We start from the raw sequence: 19411 nt of genomic DNA on the forward strand, positions 1-19411 counted from the left end.
AGCCCTCACCTACCGACGTTTGGTGAACACGAACACGCCGACGATGGCGAGACCGATGACGCCGGCGGCAACGCCAACAATGGCGAGCGGGTTGGTGCCAGCCTCCTGCTCGGAGGCACTAGAGGACTTCTTAGCAGCGGTCGTGGAAGCAGCACCCGTATCGGACTTGGAATCGGACTTCTTGTCGGACTTGCTGTCCTTCTTGTCAGACTTCTTGTCAGACTTCTTCTCGTCCTTCTTATCGGACTTATCGGTGTCCTTCTTGTCGGACTTGTTGTCCTTGGTCTCGGTCTTGGTCGACACCGTCGTCTTGGTCGTCGGCTTATGACCCGGGGCGATAGCGCCGCCGGCCTGCTGGCCCTTCGTGCCGGAGCCGGAACCCGTGCCCGTGCCAGCACCGGAACCGTTGCCAGCGCCACCGTTGCCACCATTAGTGCCAGAACCACCATTGCCGCCAGGGTTAACAGCATTCTTGGTCCACTTGGCATACAGCGTCAGATCGGCCGTCACTGGCGTACTGAAGTCATACGCCTGCGTGCAAGCCTCATCGGTGAACCAACCGCCGAAAGTGTAGCCCTTGCACTGTGGCTGAGTCGAGGGCTCCGTCGCCGCCTTGCCTTCCTTCACGCGTTGAGAATCGGGCATCGCCGCATCCTTACCGTTGGCGTCGAACGTCACGGTATAGCGTTTGACCCTTTGGCCATTACCCTTGACAGCAAACAGCTTGCCCGAGTCATTGACATAGTAGAGTGAACCATCGGATCCGACCGAAATAGAAGCCATGCAGTACTGCTGGTCGCCCGCCACGGGCGTATAAAGCAGTTCGGCCTCGTCATCGCCAATACGGTAACGATAGATGCCGCCCGGGTTGTTGTTGGACGTAAAGTAGACGTACGTCTCGCCATTCTGGACAGAAACGACCGGCTGCGACTTTACATCACCGCCGCCCGAAGCCCCCTGACGAATATAGCTACCGTCCGCCTTGCAAATGGAATAGTCCACGGAAAGCGTCTCGGCATCAATCACTGCAAGCTGACCGTAGTGATACGTGTACTTGTTCTGATAACCGCCCATAAAGGATTCGGTCGATGAGCCTCCGACCACAATCTTGCCGTTGGCCAGCACCGGCGTCGAGGTCGAGCTGCCACCAAACGTCACCTTGCCAAGCTCAGAAAGGGTTCCGTCCGTTCCAACCGAAAGCTTATGCAAAACGCCATCGGCGCTCACGACATAGGCAATCGATCCATCGACCAGCACCGTCGTGCGCACGCGCTCGGCAATCTTGAGCGACGCAACGGTCTTTCCAGTTTCGGGGTCGACCGTGCTCACCGTACCGGAATCATCTGCGATGACGCCATAATTGCCCGAGAACGCCAAGCCGGCCCAGTAATAGCCCTTGCTGTTCTCGTTCTTATGCTGCCACATAACCTTGCCATCGGAGATGCGCACGCAGAGCAGGTAGCCGTCGCTCGAGTCGGACCAGCTGGCCGATGCCGTCCCAAAGTAGGCAAAGCCGTCACGAACCGTAATGGACGCAAGAGACTGCTGAGCACCATCGGGGCCAGCAGGCAACTCATCGGTTACCCAAACCGTCGCCAGAGCATCAACCGTCAGCGCCTGCAGGCGACCGCTCGAAAGCGGCACGAGCATCACGCCGCCAGTGTATACCATACGCGAGGTCGAATCGATCTTTGCCGCCAAAGGCGATTCGGCAACGGTCTCACCCGTGTCGACATCTTTCTTGAGCAGCTTGGAACCAACGGCCACGTAGAGGTAGTCACCGACCAGCAACGGGTCGGAAATACCCTTGCTCCATTCGTTCGAGCCCTTGAGCTCGCTCACCCATTTTGCCTCAGCGTCTTTCGTGGGCACAGGAGCGTCGGTTACTTTGTCGGCGCTCGTATAACCAGGCCAATCGCTATCCCAGTTAGGACGTGCGGCACCCGGGTCAACAACAACACTGTCGACGCCGGGCACAGTATCGCCGGGAGCAAAAGCCCAGACGATTTTGTCGCCAGACTTGAGCACATAATCGCTATCGAGCTGAGACCCAGGAACGCCGTTGACAAAGAACGACCATGCACCCGACAGCTCGATGCCATCAAGCGGAGATACGAGACTATAGACGCCCCAATAGCCAAATTCGTCGTACATTTTTGACTTTATGCCAAGGGCATCGAAGTAAGCAGCGGAGGCATCCTTGATCGACGTGCCCTTAACAAACACCTGGATCGACGGGTTCGTCCAACGCTGAGCTATCTCGGCTTTTTTGCCAATAATCTCCATCGTGACCGTTACCTGGCTCGAAGGCGTGCCCGTGGGATCCTCGTACACCAGCTCGATGGTGTCGCCATCGGTCGGATAGCAGCTCGTAGCATAGGTGCTCGCGGGCTTACCGTTAATGTCGAAACGCCAGTATTTATAGCCCGAAGCCGTACTCTCCATTGCAAGCGTGCGCGTCTTATCGGGGGTCGTAACCGAATAGGGAACGCCGCCCTCAGTGCTATAGCTATAGCCGGCATCATCGAGGACCTTCGCAAAGATGTCCCAGGCAGACATTTTTTGGATACTCGACCAGTTAAACGAAGTCGACGGCACCCAGTCCACAAAATCATAGGACTGACCGGCATCGTGCTTGCTTACGCCTACAACACTGACGTTAACGGAAAGAGACTTTTCATCGGAAGAGTTAACGAGCCAAGCAGCGCTCTTGACATCGTTGTTGCCGGCGTTTGCCACGACATAGGCATATTTGCCCTCAGCCGAGGGAGGAAGCGTGACTACGCCAGTCGTTTCGTCGGCGCCAAACAGCTCGTGGGCGTTTGTACCCTCAGCGTCATCGGCGAGATACCAGCGGTAATCGACGAGAGAGCCCTCGGGGAGCGCCGTCTCATAATCGCCCCAGTCACCCGTTGCCATGTAATTGGCGGTAGGGGTAAGCGTTCCCCCGACCTGTGCGAGGTTGCCGCTCGAGGCGACATTAACCGACGTCAGGGTATATACCTTGGCATCTTCGCCCTTAACAATGGCATTACGCGTAGAGGCATAGTCGGTGTTGTAGCCACCGTCGACGATGCACTTGAGGTACTTGCCGACGTATTTTTGCGAAATAACGAACGACGGCCTGTGCGCGTTCTCATCCGTCAGCGTCGTGAACGGGCCCTGAGCGTTATCGGCAATCTGCCACGTATAAGTCAGCTGATCAGATGCAAGCTCGGCGCCCTTTGTTCCCGCAGCCGTCTTCTCGAATGCGGTAACGCCGATCTTCTCGCCGCTCTTATAGACAAAGCGAGCGTCATCGCTCTGATTGCCGACGACCTTCTTGAGATACGTCAGGAACAGCTCATGCGAACCCGCGGCCTTAACAGCCACGGCAGTAGTCGCCTCTACGGTGTTATCACCCGCAGTGGCCGACACACTCACCCAGCGCTTGGCGTAGTCATCGGGAATCGTAAAGCTGCCGCCGGTCTTGCCCTCGACCACATGCCAGTCGTTCTTCGCATCAAAGGCAGAGGAGGATGGGTCGACGAACGACCAACGCCACGTATAGGCAACGCCCTCGGTAACCGGCTCAGTCGAGTAATCAGCCGCCTTGTAGGCACACGCCTCAATCGTAGAACCAGTGTCCTTAGCGCCCTTGCTCGCATTGGTAAATACAACCGAGTCTAGCGTTGTCGCGCCCTTGGGCAGGATGCGGCCCGCCTTGGTTTCACAGCCATCGGAGCCGGGGATACCCTTCTTGGCTTTGGCAACCACCTTGAGGTAACGGTTCGCGCACTCCTTGGCAACCGTGTAGGTGTCACCAGTTGCAACCTGCTCGAACGAGCCGTCAGCAGAATCGGCCACCCACCACGAAAAATCGACCTTGTCGGAACCATAGAGGTCAGTCGGCGTGTCGTAGTTGAGATAGTAGGCAGCAGCTTTAATCGTGTCACCGACGTTAGCGCTGGGGACGCTCTCGTAATCGTCGCCAAATTCGGCGCCGTTATAGGCGAGAACAATATGACCCAACGCAATCTGGTCGCTCGCGGCAACAGGACCCGGCGTATTGTAGCCAACAGACGAGGGCGTGTTAAAAGAGCCACTCGGACCGTACAGCTCCTGACCGTCGCCGACAACCTTAACGCGAATGTACTTGCCTGCAAGTTGCGAAGCGAGTTCGTCCGTGATCGTTAGCGACTGGGCGGTCTGTTCGGGAATCGCCTGGTAGGCAGAATCCTCGGCATCGCGCGAATCAGATGCAAGCCACTGATAGGTCCAGACAGCCTGTGCCGCAATACGCTTATTGGGGACTGCTTCGCCGTCGTAGGCATTCGCCCAAAGCGTAGTGCCAGGGTTCAGCATCTCGGCCTTAACAGACGAATACGAGCTCGAATCGTCTGCCGAAGACTGAATTAGGACATAAGACTTTGCATCCAGGGCCGTCTTGGTAGGAACGGGCGCCTTGATAGTGTTCGTCGCCGTTAGCTTTTGGTTGTTGCAGCTCTTAGTCGGACCGTAGACGACGTTACCACTTGCATCGGTAATGCGTACGCGCAGGCACTTGCCGTTAAGTTGAGTGCGCAGGGCATCGTCCAAGACGATCGATGCGCCCGTCTGGCCCTCGACAGCAACAAACGCAGAGTTGTCCGCATCGTTCCTGTTACTGATATCGGCAGCAAGCCACTGATAAGTGCAGCCCGAAACACTGGCGCGCTTGCTGGACGAAGTCCAGACATTCGCATAAAGCGTGGTCGCATTCTGAATAAAGGCGGAGTAGTTAGACCCAGCCCAACGACCAGGCGACCTGCTCGTTCCGACACTGACGCCATTTTTGGAGGAAAACGTGGCAGCGGCGCGAGAAGCGGCCTCGACTGCATTGGCCTCGCTGTCAACCGCAGCCGCGTCGCCGGCCTCAGCGCTGGTATCGGACGCCTCGTTCGCCGGAGTAGCCGAGCCGGAGTCTGGCGCGGCGGGGTCGCCCGGCGCATCATTGCCCGCGTTGTTAGGCGCATCCGAACTCATATCTCCAGCTTCGGAGGATTTGTCGGCGGCCGAATCGTTTGTGCCGGCAGCAGGCGCGGTGCTATCTACAGCGCCATCCGCGGACTCTGCGCCCTCACCCGGCGTCGCAGCAACCACAGCCTCGGCAATGCCCTCGGCGCCATCAGCCCACAGCTGAGCGGGCGTGGTGCTGAAGGCCATCGCGAAGGCCAGGAATGCCACCAGACCGCGCTTGGCTACGCCACGGGCAATCGCTCCATGACGACGCCACGAGGCGCGCTGGCACTCGTCCTCAAACATATCCATTTGTCCCCCATTGTCTGTACTTGGAGCATTGCCCAGCGGCTGCCCCACATCATCGCGCATATTGCGCTCGAGTACCCCCATCGGGGTCCCCCTTCCCTCCAGAGCCCAACACGTACCGGCGGCATACGCCGCGGCCGCGCACAAGATGGGAGGCGATCCGACTTAACCTTACCGACCCGGGTGCGCCGTCCGATCTGCGACGCGAACATCCCGAGCCAAGAGGAATTACGGTTACTGGTACAGCCGGGGACTTGCACCCCGATTCTCCCAAACGCGCAGGAAAACCGCGCATTCGTGCGTCTCCGCACCACCATCTAGGCCATCGATTATTATCGTCAATATGGTAGCACGCAAAAGGGCCCCGCACACAAGCGAAGCCCAAGGTAAAAGCTATGGTTTGAGATAGGAAGGACTGTCGTCGGACCTTGCAAGAACAGCCCGTTTCAAAACTATGCCGGATTACGGGGCTGATTCAGCACTTCGCAACCATATCTGCCATTTTCGAAAACCAACGACTCATCTACCTGCGGTTTTAAAAGCACGGATTCCGGCATGGTCGAGGTTCGGCACTCCAGCCCCGTAAACCGGCATAGTTTTGTTCGGACCAGTCCACACCGGCGCGACGCAAGGCAAAATAACCCGATTCCCCGACCCCGGGAAATCGCTAACGCTTGCCGCCGTGGCTGTTGCGCCAGATCTCGCGGCCCAGCATCAGCGCCAGCACCAGCGCGCTCACGTAGCCCATAAAGCCAATGACCGGGATACCAAACACAACCGGCTCGATGCGCGCGTAGTAGACCACCGACGAACCGATAAACAGACCGGCGATCACAATTGCCATCGACATGCGGTCGATAATTCCACCCAGCTGTCGCAGTGTCTTGTCGCTGCTCATGATCTGCGTGTTCACCTTAAGCTGCCCGCGCGTGAGCATTCGCGAAGCCAGCCCCAGGTACTCGGCCGCCTCGAGTGAGCCCTTTGCCGCGCGATAGCTGCTCGCGGCAAGATCGCGCCCCATGTCGCGCACGCGCGCATAGGTGCTTTTCTCGTTTTTAATGTGGGTTTGGATGATCTGGATCATGTTGACGTTGGGCATGTACTCGGTCAGCAAACCCTCGAGCGTCACCATGCCGCGCGCGAACATCGTCACCACGCTCGGCAGCTCAACGTCATTCTTACGCGCGAGGTTTAACAGCGAGGTCAAAAACTCGCCGATATCCAGATCCTTCAGGTCAAGGCCCGCAAAGTCTGCGACGATAAAGTCAAGATCGGACAAAAACGCTGAATGATCGAGCTCGGCCGAATCGCCACGCGTCACGGCAAAGCGCATGAGCGAATCCTTGAGCTTGGGCACGTCACCCTCGGCCACGGCGAAAATCATGTCCTTAACGATGCCACGATCGTGGCTCGACATGCGTCCGACCATGCCCAAGTCGATAAAGTAAACGATGCCGTCCTTGAGAATGATGTTTCCCGCATGCGGGTCGGCATGGAAAAAGCCGTCGTCGAGCACCTGCGTCGAGTAGTCCTCGACGATTGCAGCACCGATCTTTTCCAAGTCATAGCCCTCGGCCACCAAGCGTTCAGGATCGGCGATCGAAATGCCGTCGACGTAGTCCATAACCACCACGTGCTCGGTGCACAGGTCCAGATAGGATTTAGGGCACGTCACGCCATGAACGCTCTTATGGAACTCGTAGAAGTCGTTGAGGTTTTTTGCCTCGGCCAAAAAGTTAGTCTCCTCGCGAAACGAGGTCCACAACTCCTCGACTACGCCATGCAGGTCAACGAATTGATCGGTGTTGACGAACTTGGAAACGATACGCACCACCGAGCGGATGATATCGATGTCCTGCGCCATAACCTGCTGCGCACCGGGGCGCTGCACCTTGACGGCCACGTCCTCGCCCGTCACCAGACGAGCGCGGTGCACTTGCGCGAGCGACGCGCTACCGAGCGGATTGGGGTCGATCGCATCGAACATCTCCCCCAGGCGCAGGCCGTATTCTTCTTCCAGACAACTGAGTACGACCTCGTACGGCACAGGCTCCACGTCGGAGCGCAGACGACGCAGCTCGTCGCAAAAGCGTTGCGGCAGAATCTCGGACCGGTTGGCCAGAATCTGCCCCATCTTGACGAACATGGGGCCGAGTTCCTCGAGCAGGCGGCGCAAACGAACCGGCGTGAGGTTATCCCACACGCGGTACTTTTTGACCAGACGAACAATCTGCCCGATGCGTTCGCGACGACCCGCCGGCGTGAGCTGGTATTCCTCGTCCGGCGCCATCGCGTCGGGCTCCTCGGGCACCATATCGACAGCACGCGGCTTCTTGCGAGCGCCCGAGACGGCGGCATCGACCTCATCGACAACCGCCGCCTCGTCACCCAGAGGATCTAGATTGTTGTAATCGGTGGTTGAATCTGCCATCTGCGCTGCTACTCGGCCTCTTCGGTATCCTTCGCATCGTCGGGCTCAACGGACTCGACGGGCACCGAGGTCACGTTGTCCTCGACTGAATCGACGATGTCGCGCACATGGGCCAGGAAGGCCGTGCGCTCGGGGGCGGTCATAACGCGGACGCGGGCAAGGATGAGCTCGTCGAGCACGCGCTGGGCCGCGGTCTCGCCCTGCATGCCCAAGCGCTCGGTCAGATCGGAGATGGTGCCACCGGCCTGCTCAAACATGTCGGACACGCTGCGGGCGATATCGGGGGTGGCGGTGTCCTTGCGGACCTGTTCGCCCTTGGTATTAAGGTCGTCGAGGACCTTTTTGCCGCCTTCGACGGCAACGGCGGCAGCGCCAAAGCCAACGTTGATGGCGCCGTTAACAAGCTGATCGAGTTTCATAACCATGGTTGTCTCCAATCATAAACAACTGCATTGGCGTTCTTGTACCCAAGATCGAGTGAAAGCGACAAAGCGTTTTAGCGCTATTCGATCGACGGGAAATCCCTACCTCACGTTGTCGTTCATCGCGAAAGAGTTCTTCATGGCGCAGCTCGTGGTGTAGAGCACCTTGCCCAGTAGGGCATCGGTTTCCACGCGAACACGCTCGGCAAAGGCCTCGTTGGCGCGTGCAAGTTCGGCAGGCACTTCGGCCTCAGGCAGAACGGCTACGGCAGCGTCGACGTCATGGATCTGCTTGTGGCCCATGCCACCGACCTTCTCCTGATAATCCTCCACAGCGCGACCGCACTCATGGAAGCGGACGTCAGCCAGCGCGCCGATCAGGCGGTTGGCCCAGTAGAAGTTTTCGGACGTCACGCGAGCCTGCGTGTCGGCATAGTACTCGGGCATGGTCTCGACGTTGGCGTACAGCGGAACCAGCGCGTTAAACGAGTTGGAGCCAAAGGCCATCCACTGCACGGCGCGGTAGGCCGGCTGTGCATAGGGGCGCAGCTGCAGCACGGCGAGCTGGCTGTTGCGGTTGATGCCGATGGGGCGATAGGCACCGCGCGTGGCGGGCGTGCCCTTGCTGCCGTAGCAGTCGTACTCCGTGCCCTGGTAGTGGCTGGAGAGCACGTACTTGATGTCCTCGATGGTCACCTTGCGCTCGGGCACGCGGCTCCAGGGGATATCGTCGCTCTCGGGCGTGTAGTCGGCGTCGGGGCCGTCCCACACATCGCTGGGGTTGAGGCAGCGCTGCATGTACCAGGCGCGCGGCGTGTTGTAGACGTGGTCGCTGTCGCTGTGCGAGCCAAAGGCCTCGCGCGGGTTGAATACCGTCGCCGGGCCGTCGCCCTCGACACCCAGCGTCAGGTCCAGATGCCACTCGGCCATCCAGGCGCGCAGGTCGGCGGAGCACATGTGATCAGCCTGGGCGCCCTCGGCGTCATCCAGGTCAAAGCTGTCGATACCCAGCTGGTTGGGCATGGTCACATAGGCGTCGTCAGGCACGCGCTTGGCGATCCAGTGGTGACCGCCGATGGTCTCGAGCCACCAGATCTCGTCCACATCACTAAAGGCGATGCCGTTGTTCTCGTAGGTGCCGTAGCGCTCGAGCAGGTTGCCCAGGATACGCACGCCGTCGCGGGCGGACTTGGCATACGGCAGCACCAGGGTCACCATGTCCTCCTCGCCCAGGCCACCGGGCTGCGCCGGAACATAGCCGTCCTCGCCCTCGTTGCCCTTGGCGGGCACGTAGTCGACGAGCGGGTCGGCGCCGCGAACGCGCTCGTTGGTGGTGAGCGTCTCGGTTGCGGACATGCCCACATTGAGCTCGTTGAAACCGGCCTCGGCCCAGATGCCGTGGCCCGGGACAACATCGGGGACGCTCGTGTAGCGCATGGGGTTATCGGGCAGTTCAACGGTCAGGTGACTCAAGACGCTCGTGTAGACGCGCGGCTGCTCGTCGGGATGCACCACGCGCATACGCTTGGGCTCAAACACCCCGTTGGACGAGTCCTCGTTGCGGGCAACCAACGTCGACCCGTCGTAGCTCGCGTTCTTACCAACCAAAATCGTTGTGCACGGCATGCGCATCCTCCTTGAGCGAAGAAATCAAACGATAACAGTGTATCGCTTCGGCGCAGAAAGGGCGAAACCACGGCGCTGGCAACCCCCGTGGTCAAAAAATGCCAAATATGAGTACTGTCACCAATTTAGTAACAGCAATTTTGCTACGCATGGATGTCAAAAATCTACATTTGTTCAAAAATTAGATGATGTAATTCCTCATAGGTCCAATAAAATAGGCTCTCTATCGATAATAAATATCGTTAGAGAGCCTATTTGACCTAAAATATATGTGACTATCTTGGCAACAGTACTCATATTTGGCATTTTTTGTCCACGGGGTATAGAACTAACCCCTCAAACAGCCCAAAACGCCTATTTCGATGCGCGCTCGGCCGCCTCGATCACGTGTTTGGCGAGGATCGCCGTCGTCACAGCGCCCACGCCGCCCGGCACGGGCGTGATGGCGTTAACGACCGGCTCCGCAGCATCAGAATCGACGTCACCCACCAGCTTGCCAGCGGCCTCGTCCCAATTAATGCCAACATCGATGATCGTCTGGCCCTCGCGAACCGCATCCACGCCAATCGTACGCGCGCGTCCAACGGCGGCAACCACAATGTCGGCAGCACGGCACTCGGCAGCAAGGTCGCGCGTATGCGTATGGCACGTTGTCACGGTCGAATTGCGCGCCGTAAGCATGGCGGCAACAGGACGCCCGATCACCAGCGAGCGCCCGACCACCGCGACCTTGGCCCCATCCAGCTCAACGCCGTAATGATCCAGCAAAGCAAGCACGGCTTCGGCTGTGCAGGGGGCAAAACCCTCGCCGCGCCCCGAAAGCGTGGTGAGCAGCGAAGCCGGCGTCATGGAGTCAACGTCCTTGGCAGGATCGAGTGCCGCGGCAACCGCGTCCTCGTCAAGGCCGGCGGGCAGCGGGCGGAACATCAGGCAGCCATGAACAGACGAATCAGTATTGATGTCCTCGATGGCCGCCAACAGCTCGTCCCGCGAAACATCGGCGGGAAGCAAAACGCGGCGAGCTTCAATGCCAACCTTCTCGCAGCGCCTGAGCGCACCGCGCTCGTAGGATAGGTCGTCCTCGCGTTCACCCACACGCACGATAGCCAACGTCGGAACAACGCCGCGCTCGCGCAAAGCCACGCAGCGAGCAGCAAGTTCCTCAGTCAACGCGCGGGCGACGGGAGCGCCCTTCAGCAGTTCAGCCATGGCTATCCTCTCTTCCTTGCAGCGTCGGCGGCGCGGCGCGCCAGCGCATCGGCGCGCGGCAACCACGTGTCCAGCAGCTCATCGCACGCGGTCTCGAGCTCCTCGGCGCGCGCCCGGTCCTTCATAGACGTGGTGTTGGCAAAGAGCGTCAAGCTCGCGCCCTGCATAGCGGAACGGCAGAACACGGCGCCGCACGCCACATCGGACAGCAGCTGACGCGAACCCTTGTCGGCCATGTCCTCGAGCAGCGCCAGCGCACGCCCGCAGGCATCCATAATGCGATACGGCGGCATAGCGGCCACATGCAGCGCATCCTGAATCGCGGTCGCTCGAGCCGGATCGTCACGCGGAATACCGTACGCCGCGGACACCTGCCCATAGGCACGAACGTCCTCGGCAACCAACTCGACAAGCTCCTGGGCCAGCTCATCAGCATGGGCAAACGCACGCGTCAGGTCATCCGCACGATCAGCAAGCGCGGGATTGGTCGCACCGTAGCGGGCAACCATTCCGCACAGCGAGGCGCCCAGCGCGCCCACAAAGGCGCTCGCGCTGCCACCGCCGGGAACCGGCTCGCGCGCGGCCAGCGCCTCGGCAAACCCGCGGCAGGTCTTGTCCATCATCTCTTGGCTCATGCACATGCACCTTCAAGTCATATACATCGGTCGGGTGGCAACCGCCGACCGACCGCATCGATCACGTAATGGTGCTAAGTCTAGCCCATAAGCACATGAGCGTCAGCGCACCTGGCCATCGCGGATTTCTATGGCACACGATAGGCGGCAGCGACACAAACATGGGACACATGGCCCACCTTTCGAGACTCCCGGGCAGCACAAGCTGGGGCATATCTATAAGTAAGGAACCCGTTGGGGCACGGCCGGGCAACGGCCACAAGCAATGAACGGAGGCATAAGCCGCACAGCACACAGAGACATCCGCCGCCAGCGCAATCAGTACCCCAACAGCATGCGGCGCCGTGATGTCATCGGCAGACAAGGAGGACGCCACCATGAAGAAAAAGAGCCTATCGATCCTTTCCCTTTGCATCGCCCTCTTTGCCGCGTTTGCCCTTGTCGGCTGCGGCGGGAGCGCATCGGGCGGCGGCAGCGCCCCCAAGAGCGAGAGCAAGGAAAAAGCTCCCGTCGCCAAGAAGACTGACTTCATTTGGTTTAAGGTCGAGATGCCCGAGGGCGTCGGCGTAAGCGACTCCGCCGGCAAGAATGCCGACAGGGTCCAGCTCACCTTCCCCGAAGACGAGAACGCCTCGGCCGATCGTTTTATCCCCGTTTGGAAAAAAGCGCTGACAGCTGAGGAATCCCACGCCGACCAGGCGGAAAAGAAGGGGGATACGTTCCAGTGGAAGGATGGCGGGTCCGTCGAGTATAACGGCAGGACGTGGCTCGTCGGAACGTACGAGGACAACAGCGGCGTCTCAACCATGCTTTTTACCGACGTTGAGCCGGGAAGCGTCTACGTCCTCATCTCGAACTTCGACCAGCACAAGAAAGAAGCCGAGGCGCTCCTCAACTCCATCGAATTCCCCGATGACATGGCAGAGGCAGTTTCCGAGGCGCGCGAAGTCGAGATTTCGAGCATCGAGCTCAAGTAACGGAACACCCGCACGCGCCTACGCGCACCTGCGCATATGCGCCCCATTAAAGCAACGGGCACCCAGCCCCGGGGAGGGCCGACAGCATCGGCCCTCCCCTCTTTTGGACCCGCGCATATTGCCACTTGTCGGCGCAATTCCAGCCCTCAGAATGGGACACATGGCCCACCCTAGCGAGCCGTCCACGCGTACAGTAAAGACAGGTAATCCATGGGCGGTTACAGATCGAGGAGGACACGACCATGAAAAAGAAGGCCTTTGCGATTCTCACCCTCTGCATCAGTCTCTTTGCCGCAGTTGCCCTGGTGGGCTGCGGTGGCAGCGGTGGCGCTACCGGCAGTGGCGGTGGCGGCGGAGCAGAAAAGCCAGCCGTGGATATGAGGACCGACTTCATTTGGTTTAAGGTCGAGGTTCCCGAGGGCGTCGAGATCACCGACGTTGCCGGCGACACCGCCGACAGGGCCCAGTTTAAGTTCACCGAGAGCGAGCATGCGAGCGACCGCTTCATACCCATCTTCGACCCCGATAAGAACGCCGACGAACTGTTCGACTACGAGGCAAAGTGGAAGGCCAACTCCGGATGGACCGAGAGCGACCCCGTTAAATACAACGGCAAGACCTGGCGCAGTGCTTACTTTACGCACTCGGGCGGCGTAACGACCGAGTGCTTTACCGACGTTGAAGGCGGCAGCGTTTACGTGCGCATCGACAACGTCGAGGAGCACAAGGACGCCGTCGAGACCATGATGAAGTCCCTGGAATTTGCCGATGATATCGCCAAGGCCAAGACCGAGGCCATGGACGTCAAGCTCGAGGATATCGAGATCAAGCGCTAAGCGACTGGCGAGCGCAGCGGGAAACACGAGCGCAGCGCAAACAAGCGACGGTACCCCAGCGCTTCGTACTAAGGGAGGGCCGGTAAACCGACCCTCCCTTTCTTATGCCGGCAGCCGACGAACGCGAAGATGCCGGGCGGCAAAACCGCCCCCCCAGCGCGGTAACGGCACAACATGAACAAGCACCCCAGCACGTCCGCTCGCCGATTTATAGCGCCGCGCAGACAATTGAGCCGACACATTTAAACATCCGGGCAGTAAAGTGACCAAAATAAGTGCATAACCGCACCCTGCGAATGGAGGAGTTATGACCGAACATCATGCCACCAGTCGCCGAGCGTTTACGCTGGGCCTTGGACTCGCGGCGTTGTCGCCACTTGCAAGCCTGCCCGAAACCGCCACGCTGGGCATTAGCCCGCGGACAGCCTTTGCGGACGGCACGGCCGAGTCAGCGGCCACCCTCGACAATTTCGTCATTCGCCTTCGCCCCGCGGGCTATTTTCGCACCGCGAGCGTCAACGAAGACGGCAACGTCATCGGCAACGTCTGCCACCTGTTTAATGACGGCACGTCCAGCAAGCTCATCCTTGAGCACGTAGGGACCGATGCGGACGGCACAAACTGGTATGCCATCCGCACCCTGCTCAATTTCGAAGAGCACAAGAAGACGGGCTACAGCATTTGGTCGGTCGATGGCGACTCGGACAAAGATGGAAAGGTCATCCACGTATGGAGTGGCGAGTACGACCATAAGGACAGCCGCGCCTATACGTTCGACCGCCAGTTCGACGGAACTTATATTATTCGAGACCGCAGCCAGTTCGACGGAACTTATATTATTCGAGACCGCATATATTATTCGAGACCGCATATACACGAAAAACGGTATTAACTACCTGGCCATAGAATCGAAAGGCAAAGACCAAGACAACAACAAGATTTGCCAAAAGAAATATTCCATTCCGTGGGAGCTCGAGCTTGTCGGCTACAGCATGGACAAGACCAATGCCACAGTTAGCAGCATCGACTGGACCACGTATAGCAGCTACGTCGACGGACCATGTTGGATGAGCCACGTCGAAGGCAACAAGTACCTCGACGAGCTGAGCATCCCGGGCACGCACGATTCGGGAACTTGCAGCGCGGACAACGACACCGAACCCCAATCCTCGCAAGCAAAGTGCCAGCAGGACTACATCCCCACGCAGTTGCTCGAAGGCATTCGCTATTTTGATATCCGACTCGGAAAAGGCAACGACCCCGGCATCGACCATGGAAGTTGCTACCTGCTCAAAAAAGACGGGCACTTCATGCATCTCTCCGATGTCGTTGGCTACTTCAAAAAGTTTTTGAACGAAAATCCGTCAGAAGCGCTCATCATGCTTGTATCCCGAGGCAACAACGAGGCTACTGACGAGAGCCTTACGACGGCTTTCGCCAAGGTTTTGGACGACAACCCCAAACTGTTCTATACGTCGAGCCGCGTTCCCACACTGAACGAGGTGCGCGGAAAGATCGTCCTGCTGCGCCGATTTGGACTCGCCGGCGACAGCGTAAGCGGCCACACGTGGGGCCTCGACCTAACCGAATGGGACAACAAAATCGCAGCACACCCCAGCAGCTCCTCTATGTGTCTCGTCCAAAACGCGCAAGGCTTTGAAGCCGCAGGGGAAACAGGCGACAAAAAAGCCTATTGCACCAAGGTATATGCCCAGGACCATTACGAATGCACCGGAACCGACAAGATCAGCTGGGTCGATATGGCCCTGCAGGAGACGGCTAAGCTCACCCGCAACGAGGTAGATGTCGAGGACGATAACGGGGCCAAGGAGCAAGTCCTGGAGCGCTGCTGGTCTATCAACTACACCAGCTGCACGAATCACAAGCAAGGAAGCAACCCATTTACCGCAGCGCGAGTAGTCAACGAGCATCTGTACAAGAGCCCGTACATCAACCCCAGCGACAACGAGGAAACAAAGTCAGATTACCTCAAGCACATTGGCATCATCGCATCCGACTTTGTTGATGCGGCGCTGGCCCGGAGCATCTACCAGCGCAATTACGATTACGATACACAGCACAAGCAGACAGCTTCGTACTACCTCCCGAACCGCATGCGCATGACGTACGGCGACTCGCTGAGCGATGCCTCGCTCCAGGATGGCAAGACCGTTGGCGAGGGCCATTTCCGCCTTGTCGACAGCAGCAACGTACTCAACGTGACGGCTTCGGGCCATGCGTTTGCCATCGAATATGTGGATGTCGACGCCTTGGGCAACGAGACCGTTACGGAGCTGCGGGGCTCCGTGCCCATCGATATCAATCCACGCGCGCTGACACCCCACTTTGAGGGGCTCGAAGGCCTTAAGGCCGGCGAGGACGTGCGCGCCAAGATTGCGGCATCACTCGAGGGCAAGCTCGAAACCGATGCCTGCACGGCCCAGCTCGAGTTTGTGCACGACGCGGACGGCGCTCCGGGCACGGCAATGGCCGAGGGCGAAACATTTGCCGCAGGAACGTACTGGGTGCGCGTGAACGGTCTCTTGGGCGACGCGGCGCAGAACTACACGCTCGCCAGCGACGGAGCCGCAAGCTTTACCGTAGCGGCCTCGGGCAGTGCGGGCGGCAACGGCAGCGGCACGGGTTCCAACGCAGGCAGCGCCGACAAGAACGGCAAGGGCAACAAGAGAGACCAGGGCAAGAGCTCGGGCGGAAAGCTCGCCAACACGGGCGACGGTTCTGGCGTTGCCGCCGGGCTCGCTGCCGCCGCCGTAGCGACGACGGTCGCCGGCGCAGCAATGCTTGCCAGTGACCACGACAATACCGAGGACGTTAACGAATAGGCAAGCCAGTTTTTTGGGCGCATCAACTCAATCGGGGCGCAGAATACCGTTCTGCGCCCCGATTTTTACCTTGGACCGAACGCCGTTATCGGCTACATCACCATGTTCAGCGCGTTCACAAATTCCTGGGCCTTCGCACGGCTACTCAGGCTAAAGACGCAAGCGGTCAACAGCCTGTTACGCAGAAAAACATCACGGCCTTTGATTCTATTGACGCCCGTGATGTCCTTAAGATAGACAATCTCGGTGTGCTTGCCGCCGAAAGTGCCCTTCCTGAGCACCTCGATACGGTTGGGGTAGATCTTGACGTCTTTAAACCTACCCGAGCCCTTGTCCTGAAACAGCAAGGTGTTGTTGTCCATGCATGTCACTCCCATGGGGTTCGTGAAAACTGTCTCTATTGCCAAATTTTAGTCACCGCAAGGCCTCCATGCGAAGTTGCCAGACAGCGCAGCGATTCGTGTCCGTACGAGTCTTTAAACTAAATGCAATAAAGATGCGTCCTCAAGAGGAAAGTCGGGCGATATTGATGAGTGAACTGGCAAACCGCGGGGAATCGGCAATCGTGCCAGAAGTTTTTTACAAGCAGGTTTCCTCGATTCTCAACGCCGCTCGCGACAAGGCCTATACCGCCGTTAACTTTGCGATGGTTGAGGCATATTGGGAGATCGGCAAGAGTATTGTTGATGAACAGGGCGGAGAGGAGCGCGCCAAGTATGGCGATGCACTGATCGACGAACTTGCCGTTAGATTGACTAAGGATTTTGGCAGAGGCTTCAACGCCAGAAGCTTAAGATACATGCGTCAGTTTTATCTTGCGTTCCCAATTCGGAACGCGCTGCGTTCCGAATTGAATTGGACACATTACCGCAGGTTATCGCGTATAACCGACCCTGATGCTCGAACATGGTACATGAACGAATGTGCCGATTCTCGCTGGAGCACGCGTCAGCTCGAGCGCCAGATCAACACCATGTTCCGCGAGCGCCTGCTTGCCAGCAAGGACAAGGAGGCCGTCACCCAGGAAATCCAAAAGAGCGCCCCGGCTCGTCGCCCCGAGGATATCATCCGCGACCCATATGTACTGGAGTTTTTAGGTTTCTCGGACGATACTGCGTTTCGCGAGAGCGATCTAGAGCAGGCGCTCATCACGCATCTTCAGAAGTTCCTGCTGGAGCTTGGCCGTGGTTTCGCTTTCGAGGCGCGCCAAAGGCGCATCACCTTTGATGGGCGCCATTTCTATATTGACCTTGTGTTTTACAACTATCTGATGCGCTGCTTCGTGCTCATCGACCTTAAGACGGACGATCTTACGCACCAGGACCTGGGCCAGATGCAAATGTATGTGAACTACTACACGCGCGAGCTCATGAACGAAGGCGACAATCCGCCCATAGGCATCGTGCTCTGCGCGGACAAAAGCGATTCGATCGTCGAGTACACGCTGCCCGAAGACAACGACCAAGTGTTTGCCGCCAAATACCTGCCGTATCTTCCAAGCAAGGAAGAGCTGGCGCGCGAGCTGAGTGCCGAGTACCGCGCCATCAACGAAGCGACTAATGGCGAAGCGCAAGGGTAGCGGCACGTTGCGACCGATACCCCCGACGGCGCTCCACATCACCCGGGATAAGAGGAGCTTTCCATGACAGACAGACCGAAAACAACACTGCGCGACTGCATCTACGGGCTTGCCGTCGGTGACGCGCTGGGCGTTCCCTACGAGTTCAGGCCCCGCGGTACGTTCGAATGCACGGACATGATCGGCTACGGCACGCATGGGCAACCCGCCGGCACCTGGAGCGACGACACATCTATGACGCTTGCTACCTGCGACTCGATTAGGGAGCTCGGGCACATCGACACCGCGGACATGCGCGACAAGTTCGTAAGCTGGATTGCCCGTGGCGAGTATACGATCGACGGCGTTTTCGATTACGGCGGTACGACCGCCCGCGCCCTGCGCACCGGCAAAGGAGGCTCCGGCGAGCGCGACAACGGCAACGGATCGCTCATGCGCATCGCTCCCCTGGCGTTCACCGATGCGACAGACGAAGAGGTCAGCAAGGTCTCCGCGATTACGCACGCCCACAGAACGTCGACCGACGCATGCATCATATTTGTCGAGCTGATGAGGGATGTGATGAACGACGTGCTCCCCTCGTGGGCGCTCCATCTGAAAGGCGTGCCTGAGCAGGAGATCAGGTCGGGTGGCTTCGTGCGCGACACGCTTAAGGCAGCCACCTGGTGTTTCGTCAACACTAACAGCTACGAAGATTGCGTGCTTGCCGCCGTCAACCTAGGCGACGACACCGACACCACCGCAGCCGGCGCCCTCGCCGGCACGGCATACGGTCTCAAAGCCATCCCACAGGAGTGGATCGACACTCTGCGCGGCAAAGAGCTGATTGAGAGCTGCCTGTTTTAAGGCGCCATTCAAGAAATAAGGCAGGAGGCATCATGGAGAGGAAGATCGCAAATATAGACGAGTTCCAAGTGGACGAAAACGGAATTCCGCTATTTCCAGTAGGACTGAAGGAGGAAACCAGCCTCTATGTCCTCCCCGACGGGCGTTACCTCCCCTGCGGGGTCTACAGGACCGCGGACGGCGGTTCGATCATTTATGAGCCATCCGAACTAAGCTTCTTCGGGCAGATGCTTGCTCAATTCAAAGAGAACTAGAGGCTTGATTGCCCGTTAGATCGACACTGCTCCAAGCCATGGGGCGGGTAGGATGTCTCCCGCCGCGGCCTGTGAGGTAGAATTACGACTGCCGCGGAATCCGCCTGCGGGCAACGCTCCGATCTCCGATTGGGGTGAAGCCTATGAACTTGTTTCTTGAAATCCTGCGCCTCTCGATGTATGTAACCGGCATCGTCCGGAACCTCTACTCGATCTGGCGGGAATATAAGCAGTAACGGATAGCGAAGGGAGTCATGCAAAGGGCCGGTCGCACCCGGCCCTTTAGACGATAGTACCTGCGTTGCCCGCGCTTCCAAAGTTGACCGACTGAGGAGCGGGTTCCGCGGCACATCCTGATTTTACCCAGTGGCAAGGCTCTTTTACAGCCGTTCCACCGTTTATTTACATCCGCCAATCAAGACCTTGATTGGCAACTTCATCCGAACACTTCCCACATTCATCCGCAC

General features: G+C 58.6%; 14 protein-coding genes. 7 read left to right on the forward strand and 7 right to left on the reverse strand.

Annotated features, from left to right (window positions below):
- Positions 1 to 9: 9 nt before the first annotated feature.
- The 6 genes from DWV58_RS08095 to DWV58_RS08120 all read right to left on the reverse strand — a co-directional run bounded on the left by DWV58_RS08095 (position 10) and on the right by DWV58_RS08120 (position 11609).
- Positions 10 to 5370 (reverse strand): InlB B-repeat-containing protein, encoded by a 5361-nt coding sequence (locus tag DWV58_RS08095; RefSeq protein ID WP_117776773.1) that lies wholly within the window; start codon positions 5368 to 5370, stop codon positions 10 to 12.
- Positions 5371 to 5953: 583 nt separating this feature from the next.
- Positions 5954 to 7717: an AarF/ABC1/UbiB kinase family protein gene (locus tag DWV58_RS08100; RefSeq protein WP_117776774.1), complete on the reverse strand. Its 1764-nt coding sequence runs from the start codon at positions 7715 to 7717 to the stop codon at positions 5954 to 5956.
- 8 nt (positions 7718 to 7725) lie between these two features.
- Entirely contained in the window at positions 7726 to 8142 is a 417-nt protein-coding gene (locus DWV58_RS08105; RefSeq protein WP_117583986.1) for a hypothetical protein, read from the reverse strand.
- A gap of 99 nt (positions 8143 to 8241) precedes the next feature.
- Positions 8242 to 9765 carry a C69 family dipeptidase gene (locus DWV58_RS08110; protein ID WP_117776775.1) on the reverse strand — a complete coding sequence of 508 codons (1524 nt, stop codon included), beginning with the start codon at positions 9763 to 9765 and terminating at the stop codon, positions 8242 to 8244.
- A 354-nt stretch (positions 9766 to 10119) separates the two neighbouring features.
- On the reverse strand, positions 10120 to 10974 hold the full coding sequence (locus DWV58_RS08115; protein ID WP_117776776.1) for a bifunctional 5,10-methylenetetrahydrofolate dehydrogenase/5,10-methenyltetrahydrofolate cyclohydrolase: 855 nt from the start codon (positions 10972 to 10974) through the stop codon (positions 10120 to 10122).
- 2 nt (positions 10975 to 10976) lie between these two features.
- Positions 10977 to 11609, reverse strand: a complete 633-nt coding sequence (locus tag DWV58_RS08120) for a cyclodeaminase/cyclohydrolase family protein (protein ID WP_158551631.1) — start codon at positions 11607 to 11609, stop codon at positions 10977 to 10979.
- A 377-nt stretch (positions 11610 to 11986) separates the two neighbouring features.
- Here DWV58_RS08120 and DWV58_RS08125 point away from each other — a divergent pair, with 377 nt between their 5' ends.
- From DWV58_RS08125 to DWV58_RS08135, 4 genes are all read left to right on the forward strand, one after another.
- Entirely contained in the window at positions 11987 to 12586 is a 600-nt protein-coding gene (locus tag DWV58_RS08125) for a hypothetical protein (RefSeq protein WP_117776777.1), read from the forward strand.
- A gap of 242 nt (positions 12587 to 12828) precedes the next feature.
- Complete coding sequence (locus DWV58_RS08130) at positions 12829 to 13422, forward strand: hypothetical protein (protein ID WP_117757781.1); 594 nt, start codon at positions 12829 to 12831, stop codon at positions 13420 to 13422.
- A 307-nt stretch (positions 13423 to 13729) separates the two neighbouring features.
- Entirely contained in the window at positions 13730 to 14314 is a 585-nt protein-coding gene (locus DWV58_RS09890; protein WP_158564548.1) for a hypothetical protein, read from the forward strand.
- A gap of 100 nt (positions 14315 to 14414) precedes the next feature.
- Complete coding sequence (locus tag DWV58_RS08135) at positions 14415 to 16265, forward strand: phosphatidylinositol-specific phospholipase C (RefSeq protein WP_158564549.1); 1851 nt, start codon at positions 14415 to 14417, stop codon at positions 16263 to 16265.
- A 92-nt stretch (positions 16266 to 16357) separates the two neighbouring features.
- Here the strand turns inward: DWV58_RS08135 and DWV58_RS08140 are convergent, their stop codons facing one another.
- Complete coding sequence (locus tag DWV58_RS08140; RefSeq protein ID WP_117773055.1) at positions 16358 to 16627, reverse strand: hypothetical protein; 270 nt, start codon at positions 16625 to 16627, stop codon at positions 16358 to 16360.
- A gap of 68 nt (positions 16628 to 16695) precedes the next feature.
- On the opposite strand from DWV58_RS08140, the gene DWV58_RS08145 reads away from it, so the two are divergent.
- From DWV58_RS08145 to DWV58_RS08155, 3 genes are all read left to right on the forward strand, one after another.
- Positions 16696 to 17844, forward strand: coding sequence for a YhcG family protein (locus DWV58_RS08145; RefSeq protein ID WP_233540544.1), 1149 nt, complete (start codon positions 16696 to 16698; stop codon positions 17842 to 17844).
- A 63-nt stretch (positions 17845 to 17907) separates the two neighbouring features.
- Positions 17908 to 18690 (forward strand): ADP-ribosylglycohydrolase family protein, encoded by a 783-nt coding sequence (locus DWV58_RS08150; RefSeq protein WP_117776780.1) that lies wholly within the window; start codon positions 17908 to 17910, stop codon positions 18688 to 18690.
- 32 nt (positions 18691 to 18722) lie between these two features.
- Positions 18723 to 18944 (forward strand): hypothetical protein, encoded by a 222-nt coding sequence (locus DWV58_RS08155; RefSeq protein WP_117776781.1) that lies wholly within the window; start codon positions 18723 to 18725, stop codon positions 18942 to 18944.
- The last annotated feature ends 467 nt before the right edge of the window (positions 18945 to 19411 follow it).

This window comes from Collinsella sp. AF11-11 (genome assembly GCF_003465485.1).
GTDB lineage: Bacteria > Actinomycetota > Coriobacteriia > Coriobacteriales > Coriobacteriaceae > Collinsella.